The organism is Bradyrhizobium guangxiense (assembly GCF_004114915.1).
Classification (GTDB): Bacteria; Pseudomonadota; Alphaproteobacteria; order Rhizobiales; family Xanthobacteraceae; genus Bradyrhizobium; species Bradyrhizobium guangxiense.
This window is the reverse complement of the sequence record NZ_CP022219.1, coordinates 6,115,797-6,129,146: the sequence shown is the minus strand read 5'-3', so window position 1 is coordinate 6,129,146 and position 13,350 is coordinate 6,115,797. Positions and strand designations below refer to the sequence as shown.

Here is a 13,350-nt window from a genome sequence, read left to right as displayed (position 1 = left end):
TGAAGAAGCGGCCACCTCAGGGTGACGGATTAGAGCTTAAGCGGCTGCCTACTGCGCCAGCGCCAGAATTCCGCCGGCGAACGAATGCCACGCGGCGCTCTCGCTGACCGGCCAGTTCAGGACCTTCACTGCCAGCAGCGCCAGCGTGCCGTAGATATAGACCGGGTGCACGCGACCTTCGCTGCGCCAGTCGCGCACCATGGCGGCGACGAGCAGGAGCGAGGCAACGACGGCCGGCGCGATGGTCACCGGCACCGGCGGCGGGCCGGGCGGTCCAGGAGGGGCCAGGAAGGTCAGGAACCAGCGTGCAATCGCAGCGTCGAGGATCGAAACTGCGGCCAGCAGCATCAGGCGCTTGTGAATCTCGGGTCTACGCGTGTTCGCGATGGCAAGCACGAACACGACCGCGAAGAATGCGATCCCGCTCATCGGCACGATCGAGAAGCTGATGCCGGCCTCCTTCTGCCCGAGCGCTGCGGAATGCTGCATCACATGCACCGAGGCGAGGAAACCGAAGATCGTCATCGCGGTCGCGAGCGACACCCCAGCGATGCCGAGCGAGCGGTGATTGACCACCCGGCCGGAGGCCGCGAGCCAGGTCTGCAGCACGAAATAGAGAGACCAAGTGAAGAACAAGAAGCCGTGAAAGTGGATCACGGGGCTTGCGGACAATGTCCGGCTGGCGAGGGGCACCCAATAGGTCGGTGCGAAGCCTAGAAAGGCGGTGGCCGCGCAGGCCAGCGCCATGTGGAAATAAAAATATCGTGCGGGCGACGCATCTCGCGCGCGGACACGACGGTCGTCGGTCAGGGTCGTCATCAGGAATGAGTCTTGGGAGGCGGGGTTTGGTTCAAACTGCGGGACGCTGTGTGTGGCTTGGCGCACGTTGCTGAACGCCCCAAAACCCGCCGTGGTCCCGGACAGCGGGGTCTAACCGCCCGCGCTCAATTCTGCGCGATCGAGCTCCTCTTCGATCCGGTGGAAGGCGTCGTCGCCGATCACCTCGGTGGCGCGGAGGTCGAAGATCGATTTGCGCGCGGCCGCGATGGCGCGGCGGCGCAGGGGATCGGCGGGCAGTTCGCCATTGGCGACGCCGCCGTTGGGATCGCTCTCGGCCTGCATCAGGATGGCTCGGTATTCGAGCCGCAGGATCTCCGCCTCCTCCGATGGATCGCTCTCGATCGCATCGAGCGCGGCACGATAGGCGACGGCGCGCGCATACGCGACCTCGGTGCCGACGGGATCGTCGTCCTTGAGGCCGAACGCCAGGATCAGCGGCCGCAAGGTCAGGCCCTGGATCACCAGCGATCCCAGCACCACCGCAAAGGCGATGAAGACGATGAAGTCGCGATAGGGAAAATTCTCCGGCAGCGCGAAGGCGGTGGCCAGCGTGACGAGGCCCCGCATGCCGCACCAGGAGATGATGAGGCCGCCCTCGGGCGAGGCGACGGCTTTGGGATCCCTCGGATGATAGATCCCCTGCGCGACCAGCACACGCAAGGTCGTGCGATAGAACGTCACCCAGCCGAGGCGCACCAGGATCACGGTCAGCAGGATCCAGGCCGCGGCCACGCAATATTCCCAGCGCACGTCCGCATCCAGCCGCGTCCAGATCGGCCGCATCTGCATGCCGATCAGCATGAAGGCGAGCACGTTGAGCACGAACACTGTGGTCTCCCAGACCGCATAGGATGGCACCCGCAGCCGCGCCGGCATGCGCTCGCCTGCCGTGCGCGCGAGGGGGATGGCGTAGACCACGATGGTGAGGATGCCGGAGAGGCCGAGATGCTCGGCGCCGATCCAGATCATGAAGGTGGTGGCGAATTGCACGATGATGGCGCTCGGCGCCTCGGTCACCCGATCCATGAACAGCGGGATGATGCGGCCCGCAAGCAGGCCGGCGATGACGCTGCCGACCAGTGCCAGCGCCATGGTCGGCGCGACCTGGGCCCATGTCAGATGCTCGGCGGCGACCGCGCCGACCGCGATGCGGTAGATCAGAAGCGCGCTCGCATCGTTGAGCAGGCTTTCGCCCTCCAGCACCTTCACCATGCGGTAGGGTAGTTTCACCTGGCTCAGGATCGCGACCGCGGCGGCCGCATCGGGCGGCGCCACGATGGCGCCGAGCGCAACCGCGGCGGCCCAGGGCATGTCAGGCACCAGCCGGTGCGCGACGAAGGCGACGCCGGCCGTGGTCAGGCCGACCGCGGCGACGACCAGAGTCGAGACCGGAACCCAATTGTTGCGCAGATCCCGCAGCGAGGTGTCGAACGCGGCATCGAGCAGGACCGGTGCGACAAAAAGGGCCAAGGCCAGGTCCGGCTGCAGCGCCCAGGACGGACTGGACGGCACGAAGGCGATCAGCGCGCCGCCGATGGCGAGAAAGGTCGGGTAGGGGACCTTGATCCGTCGCGCCAGCGCCGATAATCCAACAGCGCCGAGTAGAAGCGCGATGATCCATTCGAATGTCGACACGATGATCCCCGAACCGATAGGAGTGACGCCGCAGGCTAGCACCAATCCGGCCGCATCATGGATAGCACGGCGCCGAAGCGAGACTTAAAGGCAAGACTGAAGGCGAGACCGAAAACAAGATTTCCGACTGCAAAGAGCATGCGTTTTCGAAAACTCATTCAATCGTCAGGTGCCGTATTGCTGAGCGCGCTCTCGCTCGCCGCCGCCCAGGCTGCGACCGGCGGCGAGCCGGCTGCGGTGATACAGGTCGATGTCGCGCCATGCCTCGCGGCCACCGCGGCGGACGACATCGATAAGGCCGCGATGGCCTGCGCGGCCGTAATCGACAACGAGAAGACGGCGAAGGGCGATCTGATCAAGGCGCTGATCGCGCGCGCGGCGCTCTATGCGCGGCACGACCAGGTCGACCGCGCCATCGCCGACGACAGCCGCGTGCTGTCGCTCGACCCCACGCTTGCCGACATCTTCAATGCGCGCGGCGAGCTCTGGCTCAAGAAGGGCGACAAGCCCAAGGCGGTGCAGGATTTCGGCGCGGCCCTCAAGATCGATCCGAACCACGAGAAGGCCAAGGCCAATCACAAGGCGATGGCGCGCGAGCTCGAGCGGATCGGCGCGCAGATGGCCGTCGCCGGCAAGCCCAGCTTCAATTGCGCGCGGGCGCGCCGTGCGGTGGAAAAGGCGATCTGCGCCAATCGCGAGCTCGCCGATCTCGATCGCGAGATCTACGGATCGCATCTGCGCGTCATCCGCGAAGCCCAGAGCCCGGCGGAGGCACGCAAGATCCAGCGCGAGCAGGACGATTTTGTCGCGCGCAGGAACGCCGGATACGGCCGGCCGGGCTATGATCTGAAGAAGGCGATGCAGGACAGGCTGCAGCAGATCAACGGGGTGGATAGGTATTGAGGCCCTTCGCTTTACGGAGGCGTCATGCCTGGGCTTGTCCCGGGCATCCACGTTCTTCGTGCGGCGGGTTGGATGTGGATGGCGGGGTCAAGCCCGGCCATGACAGCGTGGACAGATGTGGTTTGAACCCATCCATTCCCTGCCGCGACAATGGTGAAAACCTGACGTCACGGAGCCCAAAGTCATGTGCGGCATGCATCTTCCCGCGCAGGCGTCCTCGTTTACCAAAACCTCGCTGTGTGCGCTCCTCCTCGGCACGGCGATGAGCCTTGCGCTCGTTGTCCCGGCCTCGGCTGCCGCCGATTGTGTCGCCGGCAGCAACGCTGCCCCGACCGAGTTGATCCCGGCCTGCACCGTCATCATCGACCAGGCCGCAAATCCCGCGTCCGACCGCGCCGCGGCCCTGCTGGTTCGCGCCGACGCCAATGCCCGGACGTCGGGCGGCCTCACGCAGGCCTTGAGGGACATCGACCGCGCGCTTGCGCTCGACGGCAGGAATGCGAAGGCCTGGCGCCTGCGCGGCGACCTGCTGCGCGAGGCCGGCGGCGATCTCAATCGCGCCGCGGCCGACCTCGGCAAGGCCATTGAGCTTGATCCGGCGGATGCGGAGGCCTACGAGCTGCGCGGCGTCGTCTACACCAATCAGCGCCGGCTCGACCGCGCGCTCGCCGACTACGACCAGGCGATCAAGCTGAAGCCGGACAATGCGCAGGCCTGGTCCGACCGCGGCGTGGCGCATTACCTCGGCGGTGACAACGAAAAGGCGATCAGGAATTTCGACGAGGCATTGCGGCTCGACCCGAACCGGGCGCGCACCTACACCAATCGCGGTGCGGCTTATAAGAAGCTCGGCCAGCTCGACAAAGCGGTCACCGATGACGGCGAGGCGATCAGGCTCGATCCAAAGGTGCCGGAGTATTACGACAATCGCGGCCTCGCCTATGCCGCGATGGGCGAGTACGACAAGGCGATTGCCGATTACGACCAGGCGATCCGGCGGGAGCCGCGCGCGAACTTCCTGACCAACCGCGGCGATTCCTACCAGTTCAAGGGCGAGCTCGGCGCCGCTCTGAGTGACTATGATGCCGCGCTCAAGCTCGATCCGAATTTCGCGAAAACCTACAACAACCGCGCCGTGCTCTACAAGAAGATGGGCGAGCGCGCAAAGGCCCTCGCCGATTACGAGATGGCGCTGAAGCTCGACCCCGACAACGAGAACGCAGCGAATGGCCGCCGCACCATGGTCGCCGAGATCGCGAAATTCGGCGCGGCGTCCCCGGGCCCGATGCATGCGCGTTCGTCCGATGATCGCGGTCCGTCATTCGATTGCGCCACCGCAAAGCGCGAGGTCGAGAAGGTGATCTGCGCCGATCCACAGCTCGGTGTGCTCGACCGCCAGATCGCCGAGGCTTACGAGCGTGTGCTGAAATCCGCGAGCAGACGCGCGGCGGACGGCCTGCGCAAGTCCCAGCGCGATTTCCTCGTCACGCGCGATGCGAGTTTCCGTCGCCCCGGCTATGACCTGAAGAAGGTCATGCAGGATCGCCTGCAGCGGCTGAATGCGATGGAGAGCTAGGCGGGTTCTTCGCCTCTCCCAGCCTGCGGGGAGAGGCCGGAATTTGCGAGAGCAAATTCCGGGCGAGGGGGAGTCTCCGCGAGCTTTGCCGATGCTGCCCCTCGCTCCAACCCTCTGAGCGCGAGCGAAGCTCGTCGCGGCCCCGTAAGAACGGGGCGAGGGAGGGCACCGCCGTGCGGCCAGGCCGTACCTCCACCAAAACACCTCCTTTTCAGCTTGAACCGCGGCCCGTTCCCGGGAAAATAGCCCGCAACCAAGGCCGGCATTGATCCTGGTCATGGCGGGACGCCCGTCCTGCCATGAGGCTCAAAGCCAGGCAGAATAAAGGGAACGGGAGCGCGGGAATGAACGTCGACGGTAAAAGTCGTTATCACGAGGTCCATGCGCGTTCGCTCGCCGACCCCGATGGCTTCTGGGCCGAAGCCGCGAAAGAGATCGACTGGATCGAGCCGCCGAAAAAGATCTTCGACCCCTCGCAAGGAACCTACGGCCGCTGGTTTACCGGCGGCGTCGTCAACACCTGCTACAACGCGCTCGACCGCCATGTCGAACGTGGCCGCGCGGACCAGGTCGCCCTGATCCATGATTCGCCGCTGACGGGCAGCGTCACCAAATTGAGCTATGCCGAGCTGCTGAAGGAGGTGCAGGCGCTTGCCGCCGTCATGCAGGATTTTGGCGTCGCCAAGGGCGATCGTGTCATCCTCTATATGCCGATGGTGCCGGAGGCGGTGGTTGCGATGCTCGCCTGCGCGCGGATCGGGGCGGTGCATTCCGTGGTGTTCGGCGGATTTGCCGCGAAAGAGCTTGCCACCCGCATCGACGACGCGCAGCCGAAACTCATCCTCTCCGCAAGCTGCGGCATCGAGCCCGGCCGCATCGTGCAGTACAAGCCATTGCTCGACGAGGCGATCAAGCTTGCCGGCAGCAAGCCCAAGGCCTGCATCGTGCTGCAACGTCCGCAGCTCACTTGCGATCTGACCCCGGGCCGGGACTACGATTGGGCGAGCCTGCGCCGCAAGGCGCTGAACGACGGCAAAAAGGCGCCGTGCGCGCCCGTTGCTGCGACCGATCCGCTCTACATCCTCTACACCTCGGGCACCACAGGCATCCCGAAGGGCGTCGTGCGCGACAATGGCGGCCATCTCGTCGCGGTGAAATGGTCGATGTTCAACCTCTATGGCGTCAAGCCGGGCGAGGTGTGGTGGTGCGGCTCCGACATCGGCTGGGGGGTCGGCCACAGCTACATCGTCTACGGCCCGCTGCTGCACGGGGCGACCACAATCATGTACGAGGGCAAGCCGGTCGGCACGCCCGACGCCGGCGCGTTCTGGCGGGTGATCTCCGAGCACAAGGCGGTTGCGTTCTTCACCGCGCCGACCGCGTTCCGCGCGATCCGCAAAGAGGATCCGGACGGAAGGTTCATCCGGCAATATGACCTGTCGAAATTCCGCACCCTGTTCCTCGCCGGCGAGCGGGCCGATCCGCCGACGGTCGAATGGGCGGAAGCGCAGCTCAAGGTGCCGGTGATCGATCATTGGTGGCAGACCGAGACCGGCTGGTGCATCGCCGGCAACCCGGTCGGGCTCGGCATGCTGCCGGTGAAGCATGGCTCGCCGACGGTGCCGATGCCAGGCTACCAGGTCGATGTGGTCGACGAGGCGGCGAAGCCGGTGGGACCCAACACCATGGGCTCGATCGTCATCAAGCTGCCGATGCCGCCGGGCTGCCTGCCGACGCTGTGGAATCAGGATGCGCGCTTCAAGGAAGCCTATTTGAGCGAATTCCCCGGCTATTACAAAACCTCGGACGCCGGCTACAAGGACGAGGACGGCTATGTCTTCGTCATGGGCCGCACGGACGACATCATCAACGTCGCCGGCCACCGGCTCTCGACCGGCGGCATGGAGGAGATCCTGGCCTCGCATCCCGATGTCGCCGAATGCGCCGTGCTCGGCGTCAAGGACGCGATCAAGGGCGAGGTGCCCTGCGGCTTTCTGGTGCTCAAGGCCGGCGTGAAACGCGCCCCCGCCGAGATCGAGAAGGAGATCATCGCACTGGTGCGCGACAAGCTCGGACCGGTCGCCGCCTTCAAGCTCGCGATCACCGTCGGCCGCCTGCCCAAGACGCGCTCCGGAAAGATTCTGCGCGGCACCATCAAGAAGATCGCCGACGGCGAGTCCTGGACCATGCCGGCGACGATCGAGGATCCCAAGGCGCTCGACGAGATCGGGGAGGCGCTGAAGGGGCGGGGGTGAGGTGCTCTCTGTCATGCCCGGGCTTGCCGTCTTCGCATAGCTGGCGGGCGCCGGGACCCGGCATCCATCAATGGGCAAGCAACTGCCTTGATTTCGATGGATTGCCGGGGCAAGCCCGGCAATGACGAATGAGACAGGACCGACCAATGTCAGCCAAGCTCGCGCAGTATGGGGCCATCTCCCTGCTCGCCATCGTTCTTTCCGCCTGCTCCGCGCGCCACCAGAATGCGGTGGCGGTCGGCGGCGACGATGACGATGCCGTCTGCCAGAGCCGGGGCTATGCGCAGGGCTCACCGGAATACGTGGCCTGCCGCAAGGACCGCGACGTCCAGCGCAATGCCGCGACCGCCCGCGCCGACCGCCGCCAGCGCGATCTCGGCGAATACATGCTGAACCATCCCGAGCGGCCGTAGTCATCTGAGCACGTGCAGGTAATAGACCGAAGCGGCTCGCCGTTCTCAGGGGCTATCACCGCGCCAGTCGCTCGCAGTGTCGTTTACCGTTGCAGATATGCAACGCCGTGGCCGAATTGCGACGCATCAGTCCGGATTTGATGCAGGTCAAATCCGAGAGCGCCCCCTTTCTGCTGTGACATCTGTGATCGCGCAACGGAGCGCGCATGGCTGTAAGGGGAATTCAATGCGAAGGACTATTCGGAATGCCGCACGGCTGGTGGTGCTCGCCGCCGCGTTCGGTGGGGCGCTTGCATCGGCGCAAGCTGCGGATCTGCCAATCTATACCAAGGCACCGCCGGCAGCGGAGGCGTGGAATCCTTGGATGATCCGTCTGCGCGTCCTTGGCGTGTTGCCGGACGGCGGTGGCAGCTCGGTCAATGTCGCGGGTGTGCCTGCGCTATCGTCGCCGAATTCGGGCCTTCACATCAGCAACCAGGTCGTTCCCGAACTCGACATCTCTTATTTCTTCACGCAGAACATCGCGGCTGAGTTGATCCTCGGCGTCACGCGGCATCACCTCACCGGATCGGGCACGCTGCAGGGGCTTGATATCGGCAAGACCACGCTGCTGCCGCCGACGCTGACCCTGCAATATCACTTCACCAATTTCGGCGCGTTCAAGCCCTATATCGGCGCCGGCGTCAACTACACGGTGTTCTTCAATAACTCGGCATCCAACATTCCGTTCGCGGGGCTCGCCGTCACCAACCTGCACGTCAGCAACCAGTGGGGCGGTGCCGTGCAGTTCGGTTTCGACTACATGCTCAACAAGCATTGGGGTCTCAACGTCGACGTGAAGAAGCTGTGGCTGCAGCCAAATTACTCGGCGATGGTCAACGGCGCGATTCCGGTCACCGGCACCGCGCATATCGATCCGTGGCTGGTCGGCGCGGGTGTGACGTACAAGTTCTGAGGTCTTGCGGCGTCCGTCTCGACGGCCGGATGCTCACAAAACAAAAACGCGGCAGGTTTCCCCTGCCGCGTTTTTTGCATTCGATCGAAACGAGAGCGGAGCCTTACTCTTCTTCGTCTTCGTGCTTCTTGCCGCCGAGCGTTTTCAGCTTGGCGAACACGGCGTCGACGTTGAGGTCGTCGCTCGACTTCTCCGCGGGCTCGTATTCGTCCTTGCGGGTGGTCTCGGAGGCTGGCAGCAGCGTGGCGCCGCCATAGGCTGCGTCGATCGGCTTTTCCTTGGCCGCGCGCTGCACCTCGAAATCGAGCTCGATCTGCGAGCAGAGGCCAAGGGTGACGGGATCGATCGGGGTGAGCTGGGACGTGTTCCAGTGGGTACGATCGCGCACGCTGGCAATGGTGCTTTTGGTGGTGCCGACCAGGCGCATGATCTGCGCGTCCTTCAGCTCCGGGTGGCTGCGCAGCAGCCAGAGGATGGCGCTCGGGCGCTCATGACGGCGCGAAACCGGGGTGTAGCGCGGGCCCTTGCGCTTGGGCTGCGGCGGCAGCACCACCTTGCTCTCCTGCAGGCGGAGCCGATAATCCGGATTCTTCTCGCCCTTCTCGATCTCCTCGCGGGTGAGCTGGCCGTTGGAGAGGGGATCCATGCCCTTGATGCCCTGGGCCGCATCGCCGTCGGCGATCGCGCGCACCTCGAGGGGGTGCATCTTGGTGAAATCGGCGACCTGGTCGAAGGTCAGCGCGGTGTTGTCGAGCAGCCAGACGGCGGTCGCCTTGGGCATCAGAGGTGCGTTGCTCATGGCAAATCTCCTTTGTGCTTCGCCCGCCCCTCTGGAGGCGAAACCGGTGGTCATCAGCGATGACAGGGAATTCGCGCTATATAAGCCCGGAGGGGGTAGCCACGCAATGGTTCTGCTATAGATAGTGCCTTGACAGCGCCCGAAAGGGGGCCCAATTCCCTTAGAAATCGCGGTATAGTTCAAGCCGACCGTTTTAAGCCCCATTCCATCCATCGACCGCCCCCGCCAGAAGGCGAAACGGGTGATTCGGTCACGAGATCGCTCAATGTCAGCCAAACCAGACCTCAAGATCGTGCTTTGTTCTCCTCGCGGCTTCTGTGCCGGGGTGGTCCGGGCGATCGACACCGTGGAACGGGCGCTCGATAAGTACGGCGCCCCCGTCTATGTTCGCCATGAGATTGTGCACAACAAGTATGTCGTCGACGGGTTGAAGAAGAAGGGCGCCATTTTCGTCGAAGAGCTCGCCGAGATCCCCGAAAATACCTCGGCGCCGGTGGTGTTCTCGGCCCATGGCGTGCCGAAATCGGTTCCGGCTGACGCCCAGTCCCGCAACCTGTTCTCGCTGGATGCGACCTGTCCGCTGGTGACCAAGGTGCATCGCGAGGCCGCGATCCACTTCAAGCGTGGCCGCGAGATCTTCCTGATCGGCCACTCCCATCACCCCGAGGTGGTCGGCACGCTCGGCCAGCTTCCCGTCGGCGCCGTGACCCTGATCGAGACCGCCGAGGACGCCAAGACGATCCCCCCGAAGGACCCCAACAACCTCGCCTTCGTGACCCAGACCACGCTCTCGATCGATGACACGGCGGAAATCGTGGCGCTCCTGAAGGAGCGCTTCCCCAACATCAACGGCCCGCACAAGGAAGACATCTGCTACGCCACCACCAACCGCCAGCTCGCGGTGAAGAAGGTGGCGCCGGTGGTGGACGCGCTGATCGTAGTCGGTGCGCCGAACTCCTCGAACTCGCAGCGCCTGCGCGAGGTCGCCGAGCGCGAGGGCTGCAAGATCGCGGTGCTGGCGCAGCGCGCCGCCGATCTCGACTGGGGCAAGTTCGGCAACATCACCAGCCTCGGCATTACCGCCGGTGCCTCGGCCCCGGAAGTGATCGTCGAGGAGATCATGGACGCCTTCGCCGAGCGCTACACGCTGCATGTGGAGACGGTCTCGGCCGCGGAAGAGAACGAGTTCTTCCCGCTGCCGCGTCAGGTGCGTCCCGAAGCTGCCGCCGAGTAGACCTCTATGGCGGTCTACACCGACGTCGCCGCCGACGAGCTTGCGGATTTCCTGAAGCAATACGATCTCGGCGAACTGCTCTCCTACAAGGGCATCGCCGAGGGCGTTGAGAATACCAACTTCCTGCTGCATACCAGCCAGGGGTCGTTCATCCTCACGCTCTACGAGAAGCGCGTGGCGAAGAACGATTTGCCGTTCTTCCTCGCGCTGATGACGCATCTGGCCGAGCACGGCATCAACTGCCCGCTGCCGGTCAAGGGAAAAGACGGCGAGGCGCTGCGCGAGCTGTCGGGGCGCCCTGCGGCGATCATCACCTTTCTCGAAGGTATGTGGCCGCGCAAGCCGAACGTGGCGCATTGCGCCGGCGTCGGCGCGGCACTGGCGAAGATGCATCTGGCCGGCGCAAATTTCGCGATCAAGCGTGCCAATGCGCTGTCGGTCGCGGGCTGGCGGCCGCTGTTCGATGCGGCCTCACACCGTGCCGACGAGGTGCAGCCGGGCCTGCGCGCGTTCCTCGCCGCCGAGCTCGACCATCTCTCGAGCGGGATCTGGCCGGACGATCTGCCGGAAGGCGTGATCCACGCCGACCTCTTCAACGACAACGTCTTCTTCCTCGGCGACCAGCTCTCCGGGATCATCGACTTCACCTTCGCCTGCAACGACATGCTGGCCTATGACGTCGCGATCTGCCTCAACGCCTGGTGCTTCGAGCCGGATCATTCCTTCAACGTCACCAAGGCGCGTGCCTTCCTCAACGCCTATGGCCGGGTGCGCAAGCTCTCCGAAGCCGAAGAGGTCGCGCTGCCGCTGCTGGCGCGGGGCGCTGCGATCCGCTTCCTGCTGACGCGGCTGGTCGACTGGCTCAATGTGCCGCCGGGCGCGCTGGTCAAGCCGAAGGATCCGCTCGAATATGTCCGTAAGCTGCGCTTCCACCAGAGCGTGACGAGCGTGCGTGATTATGGGCTGATGCCATCGGGGCTGGTGGCGTGAGCGAGCGTCCCAATGTCACGATCTACACCGACGGCGCCTGCTCGGGAAATCCCGGGCCGGGCGGCTGGGGCGCGATCCTGAGGTTCGGCGACAAGGAAAAAGAGCTCAGTGGCGGCGAGCGCCACACCACCAACAATCAGATGGAGCTGATGGCGGCGATCTCGGCGCTCGAAGCGCTGAAGAAGCCGTGCATCGTCGATCTCTACACCGATAGCCAGTATGTCCGGCAGGGCATCACGGGCTGGATATTCGGCTGGAAGCGCAACGGCTGGCGCACTGCCGACAAGAAGCCGGTGAAGAATGTCGAGCTATGGCAGCGCCTGGACGCCGCGCTGAAGCAGCACGACGTCCGCTGGCACTGGGTCAAGGGCCATGCCGGTCACCCCGAGAACGAGCGCGCCGATCAGCTGGCGCGCGACGGCATCGTGAAGGCAAGGCTGCAGCAGCGGGTGGCGGAGTAATTGAATGTCATTCCGGGGCGCTCGCGTCAGCGAGCGAACCCGGAAGTTCGAGATTCTCAGGTGCGCAATTGCGCACCATAGTTCGGTGCTGCGCACCACCCCGGAATATCTTCAGCTTACAGCTGCCCGAGCAGCGTGTCGCCGCCGGAGACCTCGACCTTGCCGGGCATTGCCTCGAGGTTGAGCTTCTTGACCACGCCGTCCTCGACCAGCATCGAATAGCGCTTGGAGCGGATGCCGAGGCCGTTGGCGGAGGCGTCCAGCTCCATGCCAATCGCCTTGGTGAAGTCGGCATTGCCGTCGGCGAGGAAGATCGCCTCGTCGCGCTGGTCAGTATCGCGCTTCCAGGCGTTCATGACGAAGGCGTCGTTGACGGAGACGATGGCGATGGTATCGACGCCCTTGTCCTTCATGGCATAGGCGTTGAGGAAGATGCTCGGCAGATGCATCTTGTGGCAGGGGCCGGGGTAGGCGCCGGGCACCGCGAACAGTGCCACCTTCTTGCCCTTGAAGATGTCGTCGGTGGTCTTCACCTGCGGGCCTTCCGCCGTCATCACGCGGAATTTCGCCTCGGGCAGCTTGTCGCCAGTCTGGATCGCCATCGTCGTTCTCCCTGAAAATCGATCCTGCCTTTTAGACCGTGCGGCGGGCCTGCACAATATTGCCGGCGGGCGAAGCGGCGAGAGCTTGAAGCGCTCGCTGGGCCCTTCACCCTCATGTCATCAACCGGCGAAGCCGCCATTGTCGAGAAAATCCTGCTCTTCCGCGGTGGTGTCGCGGCCGAGGAGTTGGTTGCGGTGGGGAAACCGGCCGAACCGCTGGATGATCTCGGCGTGCATCCTCGCGTATTTCAGGTTCTTGGCATTCTCGGTGTTCTGAAACAGCGCGATGCAATGCAGCTGGTCGGGCAGGTGCTCCGAATGCATGAAAGGCAGATAGAGGAATTCGAGCAGGAGCGGGTCGACCCTGCCATCGACTCCGCGGTCGATGGCGCGGCGGGCAGCGTCGCGCGCCAGGCCGTCGCTGGCGAAGGTCTGGGAGGTGCCGCGGAACATGTTGCGGGGAAATTGGTCGAGCACGATCACCAGCGCGAGCGTGCCGTCGTCGGTGTCTTCCCACGATGCCAGTCCGCCGGCGGCCGCCTTCTGCCAGAGTGGAAGAAAGCGGCGCCTCACCTCCGCGTCGAAGGCGTCGTCACGCGCGTACCAGCGCTCGCTGCCGGCCTCGCGCCAGAAGGCGAGCACGTCTGACGGCGCGATGTCGCTGCCGGCTTTCATGAACCGCAGAGG

At 64.7% G+C, this 13,350-nt stretch carries 13 protein-coding genes; 8 read left to right on the top strand and 5 right to left on the bottom strand.

Annotated elements, in window-relative coordinates:
• Positions 1-48: 48 nt before the first annotated feature.
• Positions 49-819, bottom strand: coding sequence for a hypothetical protein (locus X268_RS29355; protein ID WP_128928170.1), 771 nt, complete (start codon positions 817-819; stop codon positions 49-51).
• A gap of 111 nt (positions 820-930) precedes the next feature.
• Positions 931-2,475, bottom strand: coding sequence for a cation:proton antiporter (locus X268_RS29350; protein ID WP_128928169.1), 1,545 nt, complete (start codon positions 2,473-2,475; stop codon positions 931-933).
• A gap of 138 nt (positions 2,476-2,613) precedes the next feature.
• Here X268_RS29350 and X268_RS29345 point away from each other — a divergent pair, with 138 nt between their 5' ends.
• The 5 genes from X268_RS29345 (at position 2,614) to X268_RS29325 (ending at position 8,577) form a co-directional block, all read left to right on the top strand.
• Positions 2,614-3,378, top strand: a complete 765-nt coding sequence (locus X268_RS29345; protein ID WP_128928168.1) for a tetratricopeptide repeat protein — start codon at positions 2,614-2,616, stop codon at positions 3,376-3,378.
• Positions 3,379-3,562: 184 nt separating this feature from the next.
• Positions 3,563-4,954, top strand: coding sequence for a tetratricopeptide repeat protein (locus tag X268_RS29340; RefSeq protein ID WP_128928167.1), 1,392 nt, complete (start codon positions 3,563-3,565; stop codon positions 4,952-4,954).
• A gap of 344 nt (positions 4,955-5,298) precedes the next feature.
• Positions 5,299-7,209, top strand: coding sequence for a propionyl-CoA synthetase (locus X268_RS29335; protein ID WP_128928166.1), 1,911 nt, complete (start codon positions 5,299-5,301; stop codon positions 7,207-7,209).
• 146 nt (positions 7,210-7,355) lie between these two features.
• The gene (locus X268_RS29330; RefSeq protein ID WP_128928165.1) at positions 7,356-7,622 is read left to right on the top strand and encodes a hypothetical protein; all 267 of its coding nucleotides are present in this window, start codon (positions 7,356-7,358) and stop codon (positions 7,620-7,622) included.
• A 226-nt stretch (positions 7,623-7,848) separates the two neighbouring features.
• The gene (locus tag X268_RS29325) at positions 7,849-8,577 is read left to right on the top strand and encodes an OmpW/AlkL family protein (protein WP_128928164.1); all 729 of its coding nucleotides are present in this window, start codon (positions 7,849-7,851) and stop codon (positions 8,575-8,577) included.
• A gap of 103 nt (positions 8,578-8,680) precedes the next feature.
• Here the strand turns inward: X268_RS29325 and X268_RS29320 are convergent, their stop codons facing one another.
• Complete coding sequence (locus tag X268_RS29320) at positions 8,681-9,376, bottom strand: DUF1013 domain-containing protein (protein ID WP_164937984.1); 696 nt, start codon at positions 9,374-9,376, stop codon at positions 8,681-8,683.
• Between the two features lie 265 nt (positions 9,377-9,641).
• Here X268_RS29320 and ispH point away from each other — a divergent pair, with 265 nt between their 5' ends.
• From ispH to rnhA, 3 genes are read left to right on the top strand one after another with little or no spacing between them, the layout of a single operon-like run.
• On the top strand, positions 9,642-10,610 hold the full coding sequence (gene ispH / locus X268_RS29315; protein ID WP_128928162.1) for a 4-hydroxy-3-methylbut-2-enyl diphosphate reductase: 969 nt from the start codon (positions 9,642-9,644) through the stop codon (positions 10,608-10,610).
• A 6-nt stretch (positions 10,611-10,616) separates the two neighbouring features.
• Positions 10,617-11,600 (top strand): homoserine kinase, encoded by a 984-nt coding sequence (locus X268_RS29310; protein ID WP_128928161.1) that lies wholly within the window; start codon positions 10,617-10,619, stop codon positions 11,598-11,600.
• Positions 11,597-12,061 carry a ribonuclease HI gene (gene rnhA / locus X268_RS29305; RefSeq protein ID WP_128928160.1) on the top strand — a complete coding sequence of 155 codons (465 nt, stop codon included), beginning with the start codon at positions 11,597-11,599 and terminating at the stop codon, positions 12,059-12,061. The genes X268_RS29310 and rnhA overlap by 4 nt, the downstream gene beginning before the upstream one ends.
• Before the next feature lie 116 nt (positions 12,062-12,177).
• Here the strand turns inward: rnhA and X268_RS29295 are convergent, their stop codons facing one another.
• Positions 12,178-12,663 carry a peroxiredoxin gene (locus X268_RS29295; RefSeq protein ID WP_128928159.1) on the bottom strand — a complete coding sequence of 162 codons (486 nt, stop codon included), beginning with the start codon at positions 12,661-12,663 and terminating at the stop codon, positions 12,178-12,180.
• Between the two features lie 120 nt (positions 12,664-12,783).
• Positions 12,784-13,338, bottom strand: a complete 555-nt coding sequence (locus X268_RS29290) for a DUF924 family protein (protein ID WP_128928158.1) — start codon at positions 13,336-13,338, stop codon at positions 12,784-12,786.
• Between the last annotated feature and the right edge of the window lie 12 nt (positions 13,339-13,350).

Excerpts from the sequence above, each read along its gene's own strand:
- X268_RS29355 (WP_128928170.1), bottom strand. The coding sequence starts at position 819 with ATGACGACCCTGACCGACGACCGTCGTGTCCGCGCGCGAGATGCGTCG.
- X268_RS29345 (WP_128928168.1), top strand. The coding sequence starts at position 2,614 with ATGCGTTTTCGAAAACTCATTCAATCGTCAGGTGCCGTATTGCTGAGC.
- X268_RS29340 (WP_128928167.1), top strand. The coding sequence starts at position 3,563 with ATGTGCGGCATGCATCTTCCCGCGCAGGCGTCCTCGTTTACCAAAACC.
- X268_RS29335 (WP_128928166.1), top strand. The coding sequence starts at position 5,299 with ATGAACGTCGACGGTAAAAGTCGTTATCACGAGGTCCATGCGCGTTCG.
- X268_RS29330 (WP_128928165.1), top strand. The coding sequence starts at position 7,356 with ATGTCAGCCAAGCTCGCGCAGTATGGGGCCATCTCCCTGCTCGCCATC.
- X268_RS29325 (WP_128928164.1), top strand. The coding sequence starts at position 7,849 with ATGCGAAGGACTATTCGGAATGCCGCACGGCTGGTGGTGCTCGCCGCC.
- X268_RS29320 (WP_164937984.1), bottom strand. The coding sequence starts at position 9,376 with ATGAGCAACGCACCTCTGATGCCCAAGGCGACCGCCGTCTGGCTGCTC.
- ispH (WP_128928162.1), top strand. The coding sequence starts at position 9,642 with ATGTCAGCCAAACCAGACCTCAAGATCGTGCTTTGTTCTCCTCGCGGC.
- X268_RS29310 (WP_128928161.1), top strand. The coding sequence starts at position 10,617 with ATGGCGGTCTACACCGACGTCGCCGCCGACGAGCTTGCGGATTTCCTG.
- X268_RS29295 (WP_128928159.1), bottom strand. The coding sequence starts at position 12,663 with ATGGCGATCCAGACTGGCGACAAGCTGCCCGAGGCGAAATTCCGCGTG.
- X268_RS29290 (WP_128928158.1), bottom strand. The coding sequence starts at position 13,338 with ATGAAAGCCGGCAGCGACATCGCGCCGTCAGACGTGCTCGCCTTCTGG.